At 62.6% G+C, this 19,249-nt stretch carries 18 protein-coding genes; 15 read left to right on the top strand and 3 right to left on the bottom strand.

Translation table 11 applies throughout. The features are described 5' to 3' along the window. Window positions 1-765, top strand: a complete 765-nt coding sequence (locus tag MSIL_RS13530; RefSeq protein ID WP_012591650.1) for a DUF2182 domain-containing protein — start codon at window positions 1-3, stop codon at window positions 763-765. A 142-nt stretch (window positions 766-907) separates the two neighbouring features. Here MSIL_RS13530 and MSIL_RS13525 read toward each other — a convergent pair whose 3' ends face one another. Both MSIL_RS13525 and fldA read right to left on the bottom strand, forming a co-directional pair. Next, entirely contained in the window at window positions 908-1,288 is a 381-nt protein-coding gene (locus tag MSIL_RS13525) for a DUF2023 family protein (RefSeq protein WP_012591649.1), read from the bottom strand. Between the two features lie 41 nt (window positions 1,289-1,329). After that, a complete protein-coding gene (gene fldA, locus MSIL_RS13520; protein ID WP_012591648.1) occupies window positions 1,330-1,812 on the bottom strand; it encodes a flavodoxin FldA in 483 nt (160 codons plus the stop codon). Window positions 1,813-2,395: 583 nt separating this feature from the next. Here fldA and katG point away from each other — a divergent pair. From katG to MSIL_RS20820, 14 genes are all read left to right on the top strand, one after another. Then, the gene (katG, locus tag MSIL_RS13515) at window positions 2,396-4,597 is read left to right on the top strand and encodes a catalase/peroxidase HPI (RefSeq protein WP_012591647.1); all 2,202 of its coding nucleotides are present in this window, start codon (window positions 2,396-2,398) and stop codon (window positions 4,595-4,597) included. 360 nt (window positions 4,598-4,957) lie between these two features. After that, the gene (locus tag MSIL_RS13510) at window positions 4,958-7,168 is read left to right on the top strand and encodes an RNA degradosome polyphosphate kinase (RefSeq protein WP_012591646.1); all 2,211 of its coding nucleotides are present in this window, start codon (window positions 4,958-4,960) and stop codon (window positions 7,166-7,168) included. A 330-nt stretch (window positions 7,169-7,498) separates the two neighbouring features. After that, entirely contained in the window at window positions 7,499-8,530 is a 1,032-nt protein-coding gene (pstS, locus tag MSIL_RS13505) for a phosphate ABC transporter substrate-binding protein PstS (protein ID WP_012591645.1), read from the top strand. Window positions 8,531-8,602: 72 nt separating this feature from the next. Continuing rightward, window positions 8,603-9,571, top strand: coding sequence for a phosphate ABC transporter permease subunit PstC (gene pstC / locus MSIL_RS13500; RefSeq protein ID WP_012591644.1), 969 nt, complete (start codon window positions 8,603-8,605; stop codon window positions 9,569-9,571). Further along, window positions 9,571-10,485, top strand: a complete 915-nt coding sequence (gene pstA, locus MSIL_RS13495; protein WP_012591643.1) for a phosphate ABC transporter permease PstA — start codon at window positions 9,571-9,573, stop codon at window positions 10,483-10,485. Before pstC ends, pstA begins: the two co-directional genes overlap by 1 nt. A gap of 11 nt (window positions 10,486-10,496) precedes the next feature. After that, window positions 10,497-11,315: a phosphate ABC transporter ATP-binding protein PstB gene (gene pstB / locus MSIL_RS13490; RefSeq protein ID WP_012591642.1), complete on the top strand. Its 819-nt coding sequence runs from the start codon at window positions 10,497-10,499 to the stop codon at window positions 11,313-11,315. 35 nt (window positions 11,316-11,350) lie between these two features. Further along, window positions 11,351-12,400 (top strand): phosphate ABC transporter substrate-binding protein PstS, encoded by a 1,050-nt coding sequence (pstS, locus tag MSIL_RS13485; RefSeq protein ID WP_012591641.1) that lies wholly within the window; start codon window positions 11,351-11,353, stop codon window positions 12,398-12,400. 36 nt (window positions 12,401-12,436) lie between these two features. Continuing rightward, on the top strand, window positions 12,437-13,129 hold the full coding sequence (locus MSIL_RS13480; protein WP_012591640.1) for a hypothetical protein: 693 nt from the start codon (window positions 12,437-12,439) through the stop codon (window positions 13,127-13,129). 191 nt (window positions 13,130-13,320) lie between these two features. Then, a complete protein-coding gene (locus MSIL_RS13475) occupies window positions 13,321-13,983 on the top strand; it encodes a peroxiredoxin (RefSeq protein ID WP_012591639.1) in 663 nt (220 codons plus the stop codon). A gap of 101 nt (window positions 13,984-14,084) precedes the next feature. Then, window positions 14,085-15,119, top strand: coding sequence for an MBL fold metallo-hydrolase (locus MSIL_RS13470; protein WP_012591638.1), 1,035 nt, complete (start codon window positions 14,085-14,087; stop codon window positions 15,117-15,119). A gap of 119 nt (window positions 15,120-15,238) precedes the next feature. Further along, window positions 15,239-15,670 (top strand): hypothetical protein, encoded by a 432-nt coding sequence (locus tag MSIL_RS21715; protein WP_012591637.1) that lies wholly within the window; start codon window positions 15,239-15,241, stop codon window positions 15,668-15,670. A 249-nt stretch (window positions 15,671-15,919) separates the two neighbouring features. Next, window positions 15,920-17,344, top strand: coding sequence for a cytochrome ubiquinol oxidase subunit I (locus MSIL_RS13460; RefSeq protein WP_012591636.1), 1,425 nt, complete (start codon window positions 15,920-15,922; stop codon window positions 17,342-17,344). A 45-nt stretch (window positions 17,345-17,389) separates the two neighbouring features. Continuing rightward, complete coding sequence (gene cydB / locus MSIL_RS13455; protein WP_012591635.1) at window positions 17,390-18,397, top strand: cytochrome d ubiquinol oxidase subunit II; 1,008 nt, start codon at window positions 17,390-17,392, stop codon at window positions 18,395-18,397. After that, complete coding sequence (locus MSIL_RS20820) at window positions 18,394-18,537, top strand: DUF2474 domain-containing protein (RefSeq protein ID WP_012591634.1); 144 nt, start codon at window positions 18,394-18,396, stop codon at window positions 18,535-18,537. Before cydB ends, MSIL_RS20820 begins: the two co-directional genes overlap by 4 nt. Window positions 18,538-18,543: 6 nt before the next feature. Here MSIL_RS20820 and MSIL_RS13450 read toward each other — a convergent pair whose 3' ends face one another. Beyond that, window positions 18,544-19,245 (bottom strand): SDR family NAD(P)-dependent oxidoreductase, encoded by a 702-nt coding sequence (locus MSIL_RS13450; protein WP_012591633.1) that lies wholly within the window; start codon window positions 19,243-19,245, stop codon window positions 18,544-18,546. Window positions 19,246-19,249: the final 4 nt, after the last annotated feature.

The raw sequence follows: 19,249 nt of genomic DNA, 5'->3' as shown, positions 1-19,249 counted from the left end.
ATGGCGCCGTGGAGGCGCGACCGCATCGTCGCAATGGGCAGTCTCATTGTAGTGGTAGCGCTCAGTTGGCTTTATCTGGCGCGTATGAACATGTCGCGCGAGGGCGGCGACATGATTTGCATGGCGACGCCAGGGATGGCGGGCGCGCCATTGGAGCAATTTGCGACCACTTTCCTTCTATGGATCGTCATGATGGCGGCGATGATGCTACCGACAGCCCTCCCGGCGATCGACGTCTTTGGCAGTTTTGCGCATAAGCGCAGGTCCGCGATTGGTTCAGCGCCCGCGACGACTTTATTCGTATTGGGCTATGTCGCCGTATGGAGTGTATATTCCGTCTTTGCGGCAGCGGGCCAAGTGGCTCTGTCACGCGCGGCCCTCCTCTCCTCCACGCTACAAGGCGCCAGCGTCGCGCCAAGCGTAGCGCTTCTGGTGTTGGCTGGCGCTTTCCAATTCACGCCGTTGAAGGAAGCATGCCTCACGCAATGTCGATCGCCGTTCCTCTTCTTTCTTGCCAAGTGGCGCGACGGCAATTGGGCGGCGTTCATGCTCGGCATACGGCATGGCGGCTATTGTGTCGGCTGCTGCTGGGCCTTGATGGGGCTGATGTTCGTCTTCGGCGCCATGAACCTGCTGTGGATGGGCGCGCTTTCTGTGTTCATGCTTGGCGAGAAAATTGCGCCGGCGAGCTGGCGGCTTAATCGCGGCGCCGGAGTTGTGCTCATCCTATGGGGTGTCTTCCTTGCAACGCGGCTTCTGCGTTGACCAGCAAATATCATGCGGACGGCGATGCTGACCGCCGGGGCGGACACAATCTCGAACGGGACGAGTTGGGACCGAAGCGACCGCCTATCCCTGGCGACATCCGGGTTCGCTATCCTAGCGGACACCAAGCCAGGAGCGGGCGCTATCCCTGATCATTCAGCGGGCTGGCGAATTCCTCGGTCATGCGCCGCCCGGAGCGCGCCAGAAAGCGGCGGCACTGCTGCTCGCAGTCGTAGCCAAGGAGCGTGCCGAGCATGAAATCTTCTTCCGCCGAGAGCGCGTTGAGCGGACGCGTCACGAGGGAGCTCGCCACGGCGACGAATGCCGAGCGGCCAAAGAAGAGGTTCGCCTTGAACGGGCTCAGCTCCTGGACGAAATGATGGATGCCGCGCGTGTCCAGCTTGGCGAGCGCCAGCTCCAGTTCCTTGCGGTTGACGGTCAACAGAAACAGGGCGCGCACGCCCCGGCTGTATTCATAGACCTGGTGATGGAGAAGCCGCAGCACCGGCGCCGCATCGGCCAACAGGCAGGGCGTGGACGAGGGGGGCGGCTCTGCCTCCTCAATCAAAGCAGCTGGCTCAGCCATGCGGTCACTCTTTTTTCGGTCTTGCCGGACTGGGTGTCGAGGTCGAGGGCAAGACCGACAAATTTGCCATCCCGTTCGGCCGTGGACTCGAGGTAGTCAAAGCCCGCCGTCTCGGTGAAGCCGACCACATTTGCGCCACGCTCCGATATCTCGTCGTAAAGGATGCCCATCGCGTTCAGGAAGGACGATGGATAGGTTTGCTGGTCGCCGGTGCCGAACAGGGCGACCTTCTTGCCCTTCAGATTGGCGCTCCGTAGCTTACCGATGTGCTCTTCCCAATCCGACTGCAGAGTGCCGTCGCCATAAGTGGGCGAACCGAGGATCAGCAGATGGCAATTCTCGAAGTCCTCCGTCGTGGCCACTTTGATGTCGACCGATCGCGCCTGGCACTTGCTGGCGATTTTGGAAGCAACCCCCTTCGTCGCCCCGCCATCAGAGCCGAAGATAATTGTAATGCTCATACTCACCTCCTTCTGTAAATTGAACAATGCAAATCGGCGACTACGACAAGCATACAGAAACAGCCGCCCTATCTATTGTATAGATAGGGTCCTGCTGAGAGCTCGGGTTGAAAAGTCGCGATTTCTCCCAAGCCCTCATGATGAGGAGGCCCGCAGGGCCGTCTCGAACCACGAGGGCGTCAACAACGCGCCCTGACGCATACTCCGAGACGCCATTTCTCACGAAATGGCTCCTCGAAACTAGACAACCGAATTTCCAACCGCCCGCTGAGAGCGTAGGCGATTTACGCTATTTCTATCAAAGGTGTAAACTGATCTATTCTAGAATGAGCGCAATAGCGCAAAATATTAATTAGACTTAATTTAAATCTAGACCATGTCTCCTAATCGGATTTTCCTAAGCGGGACATTTTAAGCGACGAGAGGGCAATGGATTATTCTCTCATAGCGTGCGCCGCGCCCAGCGCCTGTCCTCTGCAAAGCCATTCATTCCGATCATTGCAATCGGATTAATCTATTTCCTAGGCTCAGCTCACAGTGACATTCTAGCCATAGGTAAAAAACCAATCAGGGCGGAGACGATATGAACGTAGAAGCCAAATGCCCCATGGACGGCGGCAAGGTGGACGGCAACGCCGTTCTTTTCGAGATGACCAACCGGCTGTGGTGGCCAAACCAGCTCGATCTGTCGGTCCTCCATCAGAACCCGCCGGCGGCCGATCCCATGGATAAGGGCTTCGATTACGCCGCGGAATTCAAAAGCCTTGATCTTGGCGCGGTGAAGCGGGACCTTTTCGCGCTGATGACCGACTCGCAGCCTTGGTGGCCCGCCGATTTTGGCCATTATGGCCCGCTCTTCATCCGCATGGCCTGGCATAGCGCGGGCACCTACCGCATCGCCGACGGCCGCGGCGGCGGCGGCGCGGGCGCGCAGCGCTTCGCGCCGCTGAATAGCTGGCCGGACAACGCCAACCTCGACAAGGCGCGCCTGCTGCTGTGGCCGATCAAGCAGAAATATGGCCGCAAACTGTCCTGGGCCGATCTGCTGATTCTGGCCGGCAATTGCGCGCTCGAGTCGATGGGCTTCAAGACCGCGGGTTTCGGCGGCGGCCGCAAGGACGTCTGGGAGCCGCAAAATGACGTCAACTGGGGGCCCGAACGCGAGTGGCTTGGCGGAGACAAGCGCTACAGCGGCGAGCGCGATCTGGCCAATCCGCTGGCCGCCGTGCAGATGGGGCTGATTTATGTCAATCCCGAAGGCCCGAACGGCGTGCCCGACCCGATCGCCGCGGCGCGCGACATCCGCGAGACGTTTGCCCGCATGGCGATGAACGATGAGGAAACCGTCGCGCTAATCGCCGGCGGCCATACCTTCGGCAAGACCCACGGCGCCGCGGTTCCCGACCAATATGTCGGGCCTGAGCCGGAAGGCGCGCCGATCGAGATGCAGGGCCTCGGCTGGTCCAATAGCTACGGCTCCGGCGCCGGCGCCGACGCCATCACCAGCGGCATCGAGGTGACCTGGACCGAGACGCCGACGCAATGGAGCAATCAGTTCTTCAAAAACCTGTTCGAATATGACTGGGAGCTGACGTCGAGCCCCGCCGGCGCGCATCAGTGGGCGCCGAAGAACCCGGAAGCGCAGGGCACGGTGCCGGACGCGCACGATCCCGCCAAGCGCCATGCGCCGGCGATGCTGACCACCGACCTCTCCCTGCGCTTCGATCCGGCCTATGAGAAGATTTCGCGGCGCTTTTACGAGAATCCGGATCAGCTCGCTCACGCCTTCGCCGAGGCCTGGTACAAGCTGACTCACCGCGATATGGGCCCACATACCCGCCTGCTCGGTCCGGAAGTTCCTGCGCCGCGCCTGTGGCAGGATCCGGTTCCGCCCGTCGATCATCCATTGATCAACGCTGCCGATATTGCGGCGCTCAAGGCAAAGATCCTCGACTCCGGGCTGTCGATTTCGCGGCTGGTCGCGACCGCCTGGGCCTCGGCCTCCAGCTTCCGCGGTTCGGACAAGCGCGGCGGCGCCAATGGCGCCCGCATTCGCCTCGCGCCGCAGAAGGATTGGGCGGTCAATGAGCCGGAGCTTCTGTCGGCGGCGCTGGCCAAGCTCACGGACATTCAGACAGAGTTCAACGCCGCGCAAGCGGATGGCAAGAAGGTCTCGCTGGCCGATCTGATCGTGCTTGGCGGCAGCGCCGCGGTCGAAGCGGCGGCGAAAAAGGCGGGTCACGACGTCGCCGTCCCCTTCACGCCTGGCCGGACCGACGCCTCGCAGGATGAGACGGATATCGACTCCTTCGCGCCGCTCGAGCCCAAGGTCGACGGGTTCCGCAATTATGCCGGCGTGAGCCTGCCCTGGTCGGCGGAGGAGCTGCTGGTCGACCGCGCGCATCTGCTGACGCTGACTGCGCCCGAAATGACGGCGCTCATCGGCGGGTTGCGCGTGCTCGGCGCGAATTTCGGCGGGTCGAAGCTCGGCGTCTTCACCGATCGGCCGGAGACGCTGACCAACGACTTCTTCGCGAATCTGCTCAAAACCAGCTTCACGGCGAAATGGAGTGCTGAGGGCGACGGCGTCTTCGTGGCGCGCGACCGCGCGACCGGCGAACAAATATGGGCCGGGACGCGCGCCGATCTAATCTTCGGATCGAACTCGCAGCTTCGCGCTCTATCGGAGGCCTATGCGACCGACGACGCGGGCGGCGCTTTCGTCAACGCCTTCGTCGCGGCCTGGACCAAGGTGATGAACCTCGACCGGTTCGATCTCGCCTGATTTTTCCGCGCGGGTTTCTGGCGTCTGCCGGGGCCCGCGCCGGAATATCCCATACGGCAAAGCGTCTTCCACAGCGGTTGCGCATCCATCGTTTTGACGCCCGCCTTGGAGCGTGACCAGAACGCCCGTTTTCGCTGAGATAATAAAATATAGACGCCATTCTTCGGTGGCTAGCCTCCCGAACCAATCACTTCAATCAGCGCGTCATATAGCCGATCCAACCTCGGCATCGGACAAGTTTGTTCGGCCGACCAGCCCGCTCCCCGAGTCCGGAAGCGTCACGCGTTTGTCACTTCGGCATGGTGAATTGCCGCCCGCGCCGGAGCCAGCTTCCCGGCGCGCGGCGGCAATGGAGCCAATATGACAACTTCGCTCGAGCGCGCGGACGAGACGATCAAGCCCGCTGACGCCGCATCCGCCCACGGCGGCCTCGCCCGCGATCCGAAGCGTTTTATCAACCGCGAACTGTCCTGGCTCGCCTTCAACCGGCGGGTTCTTGAGGAGGCCTCCAACGCCTCCCATCCGCTGCTCGAGCGCGTGCGCTTCCTGTCGATCTCGGCCAGCAATCTCGATGAATTCTTCATGGTCCGCGTCTCGGGCGTCATCGAACAGGTCGAGGCCGGCCTTACGGACCCTTCCATAGACGGATTGACGCCGGCCGGACTGCTCGCCGAAATCCGGACAGCGACCGCGCAATTTACCTCCGATCAGGAACGGGTCTGGAGCGAACTGAGGCAGGAACTCAAGGCCGCAGGCATCGCGATCATCGATCAGGCGGCCTGGACCGGCGCGGATCTCGCCCGGCTCGAAGGCTATTTCGCCGACGCCATCTTCCCCATGGTGACGCCAATCGCGATCGATCCGTCGCGTCCATTTCCCTTCATTCCGAATCTCGAATTGTCGCTGGCGCTGGAAGTGGTGCAGCGGGCCGACCGGCGCGCCTTCACCGCTCTCGTGCGTCTTCCGGCCAAGCTCGCCCGTTTCTTCCGGCTTGACGACGGCGCCCATGGCGAGGCGCGTTTCGCCCGGGTCGAGGAGATCGCCGCGCATTTCGCCGACCGGCTGTTTCCCGGCTGCGACTTTGGCGCGATCGGGCCGTTCCGCGTCGTTCGCGACCTCGACATCGAATTCGCCGAGGAGGCCGAAGATCTCGTTCAGGTGTTCGAGGCGGCGATCAAGGCGCGCCGGCGCGGATCGGTGATCCGGCTCGAAGTCGACGCCGCCATGCCGGCGTCCTTGCGCGACTTCGTCGCCGGGCAGCTCGCTTTGCCGCCGGAGGAGGTCGTCGTCCAGGACGGCATGCTGGCGCTGAGCGCGCTCTCGCAGCTCGTCGGCGCCGATTTGCCGAGCCTCAAATTCCCCTCTTTCGCGCCGCGTTTTCCCGAGCGCGTCCGCGAGTTCAGCGGCGACTGCTTCGCGGCGATCCGCGAAAAGGACATCATCGTTCACCACCCCTATGAGTCATTCGACGTCGTCGTGCAGTTCCTGCAGCAGGCGGCGCGCGACCCAAATGTCGTCTCGATCAAGCAGACGCTCTATCGCACCTCCTCGGACAGCCCGATCGTCAAGGCGCTCGTCGAGGCGGCGGAAGCCGGCAAGTCGGTCACCGCCCTCGTCGAACTCAAGGCGCGCTTCGACGAGGAAGCCAACATCCGCTGGGCGCGTTCGCTGGAGCGCGCCGGCGTGCAGGTCGTGTTCGGCTTTCCGGAGCTGAAAACCCACGCCAAGCTATCCATGGCGGTGCGGCAGGAGCCGGGCGGCCTCGTGACCTACTGCCATATCGGCACCGGCAATTATCATCCGATCACCGCCCGCATCTATACCGATCTGTCGGCCTTTACGGTCGACCCCGCCGTCGCCCGCGACGTCGCCCGCGTCTTCAACTACATCACCGGTTCGAGTCCGCCGGCGGCGCTGGAGCGCCTTGCGATTTCGCCGATTTCGGCCAAGCGCCGGCTGCTCGATCATATCGAAGCGGAGGTCGCCCATGTTGCGGCCGGCCGGCCCGGCGCGATCTGGCTGAAGTGCAATTCCATCGCCGATCCCGAAATCATCGACGCGCTTTATGCGGCGAGCGGCGCCGGCGTCGACATCGAGCTGGTCGTGCGCGGCATCTGCTGTCTGCGGCCCGGCGTTCCCGGCCTTTCGGAGAACATCCACGCCAAATCCATCGTCGGGCGCTTCCTCGAACATTCGCGCATCTACGCCTTCGGCAACGGCCATCGCCTGCCCCATCCCGACGCCGCCGTCTATATCTCCTCGGCCGATCTGATGCCGCGCAATCTCGACCGGCGGGTCGAGACGCTGTTCCCAATCACCAATCCAACCCTGCACGAACAGGTGCTGGAACAGGTGCTGCTCGCCAATCTCCTCGACAATGAGCAGAGCTGGACGATCCTTGCGGACGGCTCGAGCCGGCGCGTCGAGCGCGGCGACGGCGAAACGCCGTTCAGCGCGCAAACCTACTTTATGACCAATCCGAGCCTTTCCGGCCGCGGCAAGGCGCTCGCGGGCTCCGCGCCCCGCAAGCTCGCGGACGCCGCGGCGAAAATGGCGAACGCCGCGGATTAACGCCGCGCCGCCATCTTGGCGTCCGGCCGTTGTCGGCGGCAACGGAACAAATTTGTCATCGACCTGTCATAAGGCGCGGCTACGGTTCCGCGCATCTGGCGGCTACCGCGTCGACGCAGAGAAAGTGGTCAATCACCCAATACGACTTGAGCTCCGCTCTTAAGCTGCCCGCGTCACACGATGCGTCGGCTGGAGGCGAAGCGATCACAGGCTTGCCCCACCCGCCACACGGGCCCGGGGCATGTTCGACGCCAACGACTTGATAGGAGCGGCCCGAAAAGGTCTCGCAAATTCAGTCTGGAACAATTCATCGCCAGAGGCATCCAAAACATGGACGTATCAATAAAACTTAAGTCGCTCTTCGCCGGAGCGTTGCTGCTCGCCGCGCAGGGCTCTTCGGCCAATGCGGCGGACCTGCGGCTCATCGGCTCGGGCGCAAGCTTTCCCTTTCCGATCTATTCGGCATGGTTCAAGAGCTTCAGCAAGGCGACCGAGGGCGTAACGGTCGACTATCAGGCCAAGGGCAGCGGCGCCGGCATCCAGGATCTCATCAACGCGACGGTCGACTTCGCCGCCAGCGACGCGGCGATGACTCCAGATCAGATCTCCAAGGTCACGAACGGCGTCGTCCTGCTGCCCATGACCGCCGGTGAAATCGTGCTCGCCTATAATCTTCCCGGCCAGCCGAAGGATCTCAAGCTGCCGCGCGACGTCTATCCTGAAATTTTCCTCGGCAAGATCACGAACTGGAGCGATCCGCGCATCGCCGCGGCGAACCCCGGCCTCAAGCTGCCCGATATGCCCATCACCGTCGTGCGGCGCTCGGACGCCAGCGGCACCAATTTCGTCTTTACGAAGCACCTCTCGGCGATCAGCCCGGCGTTCAAGGACCAGGTCGGCTTCGGCACCACGGTGAACTGGCCGCAGAGCGACAAGATCGTCGCCGCGCCGAAGAACGACGGCGTGACGGCCACCATCAAACAGACCCCCGGCGCGATCGGCTACATCGAATGGGGCTACGCCAAGCTGACCAAGGCCGACGTCGCGGTGCTGCAGAACAAAGCAGGCAATTATGTCGCGGCGGGCGGCGAAGGCGGGCCGCTGGCGCTGGCCAGCGTCGATTTTCCGCCGGATCTGATCGCCTGGGTTGACGATCCGAAGGACCCCAAGGCCTATCCGATCGCGAGCTTCACCTGGATGCTGTTCTATCAAAAGCAGGATCCGCAAAAGGCCGAGAATCTGCGCAAGCTCGTCGCCTACGGGTTGACCGAGGGCCAGAAGCTCGCCGACAGCATGGGCTATATCCCCCTTCCGGCCAGCGTGATCGAGAAGGTCAAAGCTGCGGCCGTCAAGATCCAATAAGTCTGCGAACGCCGCGCCGCCAGCAACGGCGGCGCGGCTTCCAAGTCATTTAAGTTTTCAAGGGGCGCCAGTTTGACTGTCCAGTTCGTGTTACCTGATAGCCGATCGCTCTCGCGCCCGCCTTCCGCCGCAGCCTATGTGGTCGATCGCGTTTTCTTCGTGATCTCGACGCTCGGCGCCGTGGCCATTATTGCTCTCGTCGCCTACATTCTCTATCAGATCGGTCATCAGGCGCTGCCCGCGATCCAGCGGAACGGAGCCGGCTTTCTCGTCGGCACGAGCTGGGACGTCCAGACCTCGACTTTCGGAATTTTGCCGCAGATCTGGGGCACGCTTTATAGTTCGCTGCTGGCGCTGCTGATCGGCGGCTTCGTCGGCGTCACCATCGCGATCTTCCTCACGCAGGATTTTCTGCCGCCGCGACTGGCCGTCACCTTCCGCACCCTGATCGAAATGCTGGCTGCGATCCCGAGCGTCGTGTTCGGCCTGTGGGGCATTTTCGTCGTCATCCCCTTCGTGCGGCCCGGCGCGAACTGGCTCAACGACCACTTCGGCTTCATCCCCTTCTTTTCGACCTCGCTCAGCGGCCCCGGGCTTCTGCCGGCCGTCATCGTGCTTTCGATCATGATTCTGCCCACGGTCGCCGCCATCTCACAGGACGCCATCGGTCTTGTGCCTTACAAGATCAAGGAGGCGGCCTATGGCATGGGGACGACGCGCTGGGAGGCGATCCTCAAAGTGATCGTGCCGACGGCGTCGGGCGGAATTTCCAGCGCGCTCGTGCTTGGCTTCGGCCGCGCCCTCGGCGAGACCATGGCGCTCGCCATGTTGATCGGCAACGCCAACCAGATCTCGCTCTCGCTGTTCTCTCCGGCAAATACGCTCGCCGCTTTGCTGGCGTCGAACTTTCCCGAAGCCGCCCAGGTCGAACGTCAGGCCCTGATGTATGCGGCTCTCATGCTGCTGGCGATCACGCTGATCGTCAATGTCATCGGAACGCTGATTTTGCTTTGGACGCAGCGCAAGATGGTGAAGGCATAATGGCGGTCGTGAGCGAGCCCCCTCTCAACGCGGGACAGGCGGCCGCCTCGGCCGTCGTTCCCGATATCAACCTGCAGCGCAATCCGTTTGAGCTGCGCGCGATGCAAAGCGTCCTGCTTACGGGCGGGGCGTGGACGATCGCGGCGCTGGGCGCCGTCCCCCTTCTCTCCGTGATCTACATGCTGGTGGTGAAGGGCGGCGCGCGCCTCAGTCCCGAACTTTTCACGGAGCTGCCCCCGGCCGGCTTCGAGGCCGGCGGCGGCATCGGCAACGCGATCCAGGGCACGCTCGTCACCGTGGCGATCGCCTCCGCGCTCAGCATACCCTTCGCCCTTCTCGCCGCCATCTACCTGGCCGAGCTGCGCCCGGACAGCCATCTCGCCAATTGGGCGCGGTTTCTGTCCAAAGTCCTCACCGGCTTCCCCTCCATTCTTGCCGGCGTATTCGTCTATGCGGCTGTCGTGGTCGTCATGGGAACCTATTCGGCGCTGGCCGGCGGCATCGCCCTTGCCGTCTTGATGCTGCCAACTGTCACATTGACCGCGGAAGGCGCGATGCGGATGGTGCCGCAGCGAATGAAAGATGCGGCGATCGGCATGGGCTGCACAAGAGCGCAGGTGGTTTGGAGCGTGACCCTGCCCACGGCTCTGCCGAGCGTCGTAACGGGCATTATCCTCGCCGTCGCGCGCGTTGCCGGCGAGTCGGCGCCGCTCCTGTTCACGGCCCTGTTCAGCAATTACTGGCTGCGCAGCATCACGGAGCCGACCGCATCGCTGTCGATCCTCATCTTTAATTTTTCGAGCATGCCGTTCGACAATCAGATCGAACTCGCCTGGTCCGCCTCGCTTGTTCTTGTGCTGATCGTCCTCAGCTTCAACATTCTCAGCCGTTTCATCGGCCGTCCGCAGGTCTAAGGAGCCAACTCATGTCCGACGTCGCCACCCTTGAACGCCCAAAGCCGGTGGATGGTCCGGACGTCGCCATTTCCTGCTCGGTGCAGAAAATCTTCTACGGCGCCTTTCTCGCGGTGCGCGACAGCAACGTGCCGATCGAGAAGGGCAAGATCACCGGATTCATCGGCCCGTCGGGCTGCGGCAAGAGCACCGTGCTGCGCAGCCTCAACCGCATGAACGATTTGATCAAGGGCTTCCGGCTCGAGGGCCAGGTGAATTTCCTCGGTCAGGACATCTATGGCGCCGGCGTCGATCCTGTGGTCGTGCGCCGCCACATTGGCATGGTGTTCCAGCAGCCCAACCCGTTCTCGATGAGCATTTTCGACAATGTCGCCTTCGGTCTGCGGCTGAACCGCTTCAAGGGCGACGCCGCGGAAAAGGTCGAACATGCGCTGCGCCGCGCCGCGCTTTGGGACGAAGTGAAAGACAAGCTGAAGGCGAGCGGCCTTTCCCTCTCCGGCGGCCAGCAGCAGCGTCTTTGCATCGCGCGGGCGGTCGCCACTGAACCGACCGTGCTCTTGATGGACGAGCCCTGCTCGGCTCTCGACCCGATCGCCACGCGGCGCATCGAGGAGCTGATGCTGGAGCTCAAGAAAGATTACACCATTGCGCTCGTCACCCATAACATGCAGCAGGCCCGGCGCGTCGCCGATGTGACGGCGTTTTTCTCCGTCGACATTTCGCAAGGCGGCCGCACCGGGCATCTCGTGGAAATCGGCGATACGAACGAGCTGTTCGACTCCCCGCGGGAAGAAATGACCAAGAAATATCTCCGCGGCGAATTCAGCTAAGTCTTGCTCTGAGGCAGTCCGCAGGAACCGTCCCTATGAACATCCGCGTCAAGACGATCGCCTTGACGGCGGCCGGCGTGTTTTTCGCCGGCGCGCTCGTCGCAAATATTTCGGCCCCGGCCATGGCCGCCGCCGTCGATCTGCATGGGGCCGGCTCGACCTTCGCCGCGCCGCTTTACGAGGCCTGGATCAATAGCTTCGTCAAGTCGCAACCGGACGTCTCCCTGCGCTATGAGGCGGTCGGCTCCGGCGAGGGCCTCGCGCGCTTTATCGCAGGCGCCGTCGATTTCGCCGGAAGCGACCTGCCTCTGCCGGCCGCCGAGGCTGAGAAGATCAAGCGCGGCGTCATTCAATTGCCGAGCACGGCCGGCATGATTGTGCTCGCCTATAATCTTCCGGGGTTGCAAGGCGCGCTGAAACTGCCGCAAGACGTCTATGTCGACATTTTTTCCGGCAAGATCACGAGCTGGCGCGATCCGCGGATCGCCGCGGCAAATCCCGGCCTCAATCTGCCGTCAGCCGACATTACCGTGGTTGGGCGCCAGGATTCGAGCGGAACGACCTATGCCTTTACGTCGCATCTTGCCGCCGTGAACAAAAACTGGTCGCCGACCGGCTCTGGCGTCGGCAAAATCGTTTCCTGGCCGCATGGCGCGATGCTGGCGCGGGGCAACGAAGGAGTCGCTTCGCGGATCAAGATCAGCGTAGGATCGATCGGCTATGTCGAATATGGTTTTGCGCATCGGCTTGGTCTGCCGATGGCGAGCCTGCAGAACAAGGACGGGGATTTCGTCACAGCGACGGCGGAAACTGGCGCCGCCGCGCTTGCATCGAGCGCCGAGGTCGGCATCGGCGCCTTGGATAAGGCGACGACCAACCCCGCGGGCAAGGAGGCCTATCCGATTGTCACCTACAGTTGGCTCCTGCTCTACCGCAGCTATCCCGGCGACGAGGCGCGGATATTGGCCTCCTTCGTCGGATTCGGGCTGGATAAGGGGCAGGGCTACGCAGCGGATCTTGGCTATATCGCGCTGCCGCGGAACGTGGTCGAGCTTGCGAAGACCGCCGTTTCAAAACTGCAGTAGAGCGCCTGCGGCCACAGTCAGGGACGCGCGAAAAACATGAGCGTGCTGAACCTCGCGGAGATCGAGCGCGCCCTTCGCGAGGTTCAGCGCGTTTTCCCGCAAATCAACAAAGATCTCTTCGATCGGCGCGATCCCCTCGACGATGAGGTGATCGAAAATATGATGCAGGGCTACGCCCTCGTCGATCAACTGCTGACCGATCGCATCGACATATTTGCGATGGGGCAGCTGAATTATTGGCTGAAGTTGAACGCGGTCGTTCTATGCGGCGTCGATCCGGACGTCGTCGCGCGTCATCACCGCCTGCTCGAAGCCACCGCAGCGCGCTTTTATGACGAGCCCGGCGCCGGCATCCGCGATGTGATGGACTGGTACGCCTTCAATCGCGGCAAGAGCGTGTGGCGGCGCGCGGCCGGCGCGTTCAACCGCATCCTGAGCGACCCCCAGCTTTTCATCGAAGGCAACCACCGCAGCGGCGCCCTCATCATGTCCTATGTGCTCGCCAAGGAGGGGCGACCGCCCTTCGTGCTGACCAGGGAGAATGCGCGGGGTTTTTTCAATCCTTCGTCGGTGATCAAAAAGGCGAAGAAACGCAGCTTCATCATGCAGTACAAATTTCAAAAATTCACCGGCGCCTTCGCCGATTATCTGCAAAATCAGCAGAACCCCGCCTTTCTCGAATCCCCAAAGGCGGAGAAAAAGCGCGTCACCGCTGGGCCCTCCGAGTGAAGCGCACGCCTTGGTACGCAGCGTTAATCCGAGCGCCGGGCGCGCTTGAGGGCGCGTCTTGGCCGGACGCGTCGCCCCGCGCCGTGGCGAATAGACGCCGATATATTTATTGATCGAGGCTGAAAAACGTTTTCCTTGACCGCAAGAAACTGGCAGTCTCGACAAAAGCTATAGACAAAGGGGACGCGTGAATGACTCTTGCGATCAATGATATTGCGCCGGATTTCGAGGCGGAAACGACCGAAGGCAAAATCAGTTTTCATGACTGGATCGGCGACTCCTGGGCCGTGCTTTTCTCCCACCCGAAGGATTTCACGCCGGTCTGCACCACCGAACTCGGCTACATGGCCAAGATCAAGCCTGAGTTCGACAAGAGGGGCGTCAAGATCATCGGTCTGTCAGTCGATCCGCTCGATCGCCATTCCGGTTGGGCGAGCGACATCCAGGAGACGCAGGGCGTCGCGCCGAATTTCCCGATGATCGCCGACGTCGATTACAACGTATCGAAGCTCTATGGGATGCTTCCCGCGCCGGTGTCGGGCGATCCGACCAAGCGCACCGCCGCCGACAACCAGACCGTGCGGAACGTTTTCGTGGTTGGGCCCGATAAGAAGATCAAGCTCATCCTGATCTATCCGATGACGACGGGCCGCAATTTCGACGAAGTCCTGCGCGTGATCGACTCGCTCCAGCTCACCGCCAAGCACAAGGTCGCGACGCCGGTGAACTGGAAGCATGGCGAGGATGTGATCATCGCCGGCTCGGTCACGGATGAGGAGGCCAAGAAAACCTATCCCGACGGCTGGAACGCGCCGAAGCCCTATCTGCGAATCGTGCCGCAGCCGAAGGCGTAGCGGCGGGCCGATCTCCGGCGGCGCTTGACGCGCTCGAGGTTCAAGGTTCTGAGCATGTTCCTGCCGATCATATTGGATTGGAGCACGCCCAGGAGCAGCCGATGATCTTCCGCCAGCTCTTCGATCATGTGTCCGGCACTTATACCTATCTCCTCGCCAGCCGGCCGGGCGGCGAGGCGCTGATCATCGATCCCGTGCTGGAAAAGGTCGACCGCTACCTGCAGCTCTTTGACGAGCTTGACGTCAAGCTCGTCAAAGCCGTCGACACCCATTTGCACGCCGACCATGTCACGGGCCTTGGCGCATTGCGCGACCGCACGCATTGCATAACGGTGATGGGCGAACAGACCAAAGCCGACGTCGTCTCCATGCGCGTCGCGGACGGCGACCGCATCGACATCGAGGGCTTGAGCCTCGAGGCGCTCTTTACGCCGGGCCACACCGATGATTCCTATTCCTTCTTGCTGGAGGGCCGCGTCTTTACCGGCGACACGCTGCTTATCCGTGGCACCGGGCGCACCGATTTTCAAAATGGCGACCCGCGCGCGCAATATCACTCGATCTTCGACAGGCTGCTGAAATTGCCGGACGAGACGCTGGTCTATCCGGCGCATGATTACAAGGGCGACACGGTGTCGACCATCGGCGAAGAAAGGCTGTTCAATCCGCGCCTCAAGGTCCGATCGGTGGATGAATACGTCGACCTCATGAACAATCTGAACCTGCCCAACCCGAAAATGATGGATGTCGCGGTCCCGGCCAATATGCGCGTCGGCTTCCACCAGGATGAGATTGCGCGCAAGGGCTGGGCGGCGCAGGCGGCCGAGGCGCTCGCGCTCTTCGGGCGCCCCGACATTGCGATTGTCGATCTGCGTGAGAAGCGCGAGCGCGAAAAGCAGGGAATTATTCCGGGGTCGCTGCATGCACCCTATCCGGACCTGCGGGAAAGCATCGGTCCCGGCGGCGCGCTGCATGAGCTGGCCGCGGCGGGCAAGACAATCCTGTTCTACTGCGCTTTCGGCGAGCGCTCGGCGATGGCTGTGCAGGCCGCGCAGGACGCCGGCTTCAAAAGCGCCCGCCATATTGCGGGCGGCTTTGACGCCTGGAAAAAGGAGAATGGCGCCGTCGCGCCCTAGCCGCAGCTCCTCCGCCGCCATTGGCGATCGGCGCGGCGCCGAGCGCGGCGCGCGCCCCGAAAACATCAGCTTTGCCGCGCGGTCTCGTGCTATATTTTGGCATCAGAAGGAACATCGCCTTGACGCTCTCCAAGATTTCAATTCGCCAGATCAAGGCGGCTCGCGCGCTGCTGGACTGGTCGCAGGAGCAGCTGGCCGAGGAGGCCGGCGCGTCGCTGGCCAAGATCAAGCAGCTCCAGGCGGAGGACGCCGAGATTGATGGCAGCTCGGGCATCGCCATAAAACTTGTCGCGGCGTTCGATAAAGCTGGAATCAGTTTTATCGAGGAGAACGGCGAGGCGGTCGGCGTCAGATTGAAAAGCGCCGCCTTCGCCGCGGCCGAGGCGGCCGATATCGCCTCGGCGATCGCCGCAATCGATGAAAAGCTCGCCACGATCAATATCGACGGCGAGCCAAGCCCTGAAATCGGCATGAATTTGCTGAAAAAGGCGCACGTCCAGAACGAGCGGACGAAGCTGAAAAACCGCCGCGCCAAGATCCGCAAAGGCTGACCGAACGCGGTCGACACGAACGGCCCGCGTCCCGTCGTCGCGACGCGCGGCCTTCGCCGCACGATCTTCCCTCCGGTCGGGCCGGAAGGCGCCGCCGCGCGCGCGTTTCGCCGCATCTGCGGCGCGATTTTTCGCGGACCCGCTTGATACAAGAGCGGCCTCTTCGATTATAGTCTCCGAAATTTCCGGCGGCCCTGAGGCGAAAGCGTCGCTTCGACCGGCCGTCAAAGAAGCTGAGAAGGGCCCGAAATGCTTGGCTTGAGCGCTCTCGATCTCGCCCGCATCCAGTTCGGCTTCACCGTCTCCTTTCACATCATCTTTCCGGCGATCACCATCGGGCTTGCGAGCTATCTCGCGGTGCTCGAGGGGCTTTGGCTGTTGACGAAGGACAGGGCCTATCGCGATCTCTATCGGTTCTGGTCGCAAATCTTTGCCGTGAACTTCGCCATGGGGGTCGTGTCCGGCCTCGTCATGGCCTATCAGTTCGGCACCAACTGGAGCTATTTCTCGGCCTTCGCCGGCGGCGTCACGGGCCCTCTGCTCGCCTATGAGGTGCTGACCGCTTTTTTCCTCGAGGCCGGCTTTCTCGGCGTCGCGCTGTTTGGCTGGAACAGGGTGGGGCCCGGCCTGCATTTCTTCGCAACCATCATGGTCGCGCTCGGCACGCTCGTCTCGGCGACCTGGATTCTCGCCTCGAACAGCTGGATGCAGACGCCGCAGGGCTTTGAGATCATCGACGGGCGCGTCGTGCCGGTCGACTGGCTGAAGGTGATCTTCAACCCCTCCTTTCCCTACCGGCTCGCGCATATGACGGTGGCGGCCTATCTCGCCACCGCGCTGTTCGTCGGCGCGGCGGGCGCGTGGCATCTTCTCAAGGGCGAGAACACGGCGCGGGTGCGCACCATGTTCTCCATGGCGATGTGGATGGCGCTGATCGTCGCGCCGATCCAGATCGCCATCGGCGACCAGCACGGGCTGAATACGCTGCAATATCAGCCGGCGAAAATCGCCGCCATCGAAGGCCATTGGCGCAATGAGCCCGGCGCCAAGGGATTTCCGCTGATCCTGTTCGGCTGGCCAAACATGGGCAAACAGGAAACCGAGTATAAGGTGGAGGTTCCACACCTCGGCAGCCTGATCCTGACCCATGAATGGGACGGCCAGATCCGCGGCCTTTCCGAGTTCCCGGCCGCCGACCGGCCGGATTCGACCATCGTATTCTGGACGTTCCGCATCATGGTCGGCCTTGGCATGCTGATGCTGCTGTTGGGGCTCTGGAGCCTTTGGCAGCGGGCCAGGGGCGATCTTTACGATTCGCGGCTGTTCCTGCGCTTCGCCGTGCTGATGGGCCCGTCCGGCATCATCGCCATTCTCGCCGGCTGGCTGACCACCGAGATCGGGCGGCAGCCCTGGGTCGTCTATGGCGTGATGCGCACCTCGGAGGCGGTGTCGAACCATTCGGCGCTGGCGCTCAGCCTGACGCTCGGCGTTTTCATCGTGATGTATTTCTTGGTGTTCGGAACCGGCCTCTACTACATGCTGAAGCTGATCGCCGTCGGGCCGCAGGACCTTGGCCCCGAGCGGCCGGCGCCCGATATCGACCTCAGCGGCAATACCCCGCTGCATGAACGGCCCTCGCGGCCGCTCTCGGCCGCTCCGGACGTTTCAATCTGACCGCCGCAATTCATCATCCGCCAGCGCTTTTTGAAAGACCACGCGATGGGCATTGATCTACCGATCATCTGGGCCGTAATCATCGCCTTCGGCCTCATGATGTATGTCGTCATGGACGGCTTCGATCTCGGCATCGGCATCCTTTTTCCCTTCGTCAAGGACGATGAGGATCGCGATTGCATGATGAACACGGTCGCCCCCGTATGGGACGGCAATGAAACCTGGCTGGTGTTGGGCGGCGCCGGTCTGCTCGCGGCCTTTCCGATCGTCTATTCCTTCGTGCTCAGCGCCCTTTATCTGCCGCTCGTGCTGATGCTCGCGGGGCTGATCTGGCGCGGCGTCGCCTTCGAATTCCGTTTCAAGGCCGACCCGGACCACAAATGGTTTTGGACCCACGCCTTCGCCTGGGGGTCCTACACGGCGACGTTTTTTCAGGGCGTCGCGCTCGGCTCGCTGATCAATGGCTTCAAGGTGGAGGGCCCTTCCTATACCGGCGGCGCCTTCGACTGGATCACGCCCTTCAGCCTCTTCACCGGCGTCGGCCTCACCGTCGCCTATGCGCTCCTCGGCGCGACATGGCTCATCATGAAGACAGAGGGCGATCTGCAGCGGCGCATGATCGAACTGGCGCGGCCGATCACCCTGACGCTGCTCGCCGTCATCGCCGTCGTCAGCATCTGGACGCCCCTCGCCCATCCGGCCGTGTTCAAGCGCTGGTTCACTCTGCCCGATCTGTTCTTCTTCGCGCCGGTGCCCGTCCTCGTCCTCGCCGCAGCCTTCGGCATCCTCCATTTCCTGAGGCGGGATACGCATTCCGCCCCCTTCGTGCTGGCGCTGCTTTTGCTATTCCTCGGCTACAGCGGGCTTGGCATCAGCCTGTGGCCGAACATCATCCCGCCCGACCTTTCGATCCGGGCCGCGGCCGGGCCGCCGCAAAGCCTCGGCTTCGCTCTTGTCGGAGCGCTGTTCATCGTGCCGATCATTTTGACCTACACCGCCTGGTCCTATTATGTCTTCCGCGGCAAAGTGAAGGTTGGGGACGGCTATCATTGAGCGAGGGCGGCCCGGGAAAGCTCTGGCTGCGACGGATCGGCTGGCTGGTCCTGATCTGGAGCGCGAGCGTCGCCGCTCTTGGCGTGGTCGCGCTTCTCCTGCGCGCCCTGTTGTCAGCCGCGGGGCTTAAGACAAGTTGAGGCCGCTCACCAGGGCACGGTCTCGCCGCGATAATTGAGAAATTTTGCGCCCGGCGTTGCACGATTTGCAATGATCGTATCGACGAGACGCGGGATGCTCTCCTCGACGGCAAGCTCCGCATTGGCGCCGCCCATATCCGTGCGCACCCAGCCGGGATCCATCACAAGAATGGCGCGCTCCCCGCCCGCTCGGGCGGCGAAGGAGCGCATCATGGTGTTCAGCGCCGCCTTGGTCCCGCGATAGGCCTCATAGCCGCCGCCAACATTGCGGCTGACGCTGCCGAGCCCCGAGGACATGACGCCAATCGCGCCGTCGCGCGGAACGAGGCTTTGCAGCGCTTCGACGACCCGGAGCGGGCCAAGCGCATTGGTCAACATGAGCCGTATGAATTCATCCGTCGAAACCTCGCCAATCGGCTTTGGCGGATCATCGAGCGCCCCCGCGTTGACGAACAGCAGATCGAGCCTGCGGCCCACCAGTTTTTGCGCCAGTGCCGCAAGCTCGTCTTGGGACGTGACGTCGAGCGTCAGGATCTCGAGCGCGCCCCCGGCTTTGGCGGCAAGATCATGCAATTTTGTCCGTCCCGCTCCCCGCACCGTGGCGATGACGCGCCAGCCGCGCTCAAGAAAAGCCTCGGCCATGGCGAGGCCAAGGCCGCGCGAGGCGCCGACGATGAGGGCCGTTTTTCCGGTCGTTTCCGTAGCCATCGCT

Source organism: Methylocella silvestris BL2, from assembly GCF_000021745.1.
In the GTDB taxonomy this organism is placed as follows: Bacteria; Pseudomonadota; Alphaproteobacteria; order Rhizobiales; family Beijerinckiaceae; genus Methylocapsa; species Methylocapsa silvestris.
This window is presented reverse-complemented; position numbering and strand designations above follow the sequence as displayed.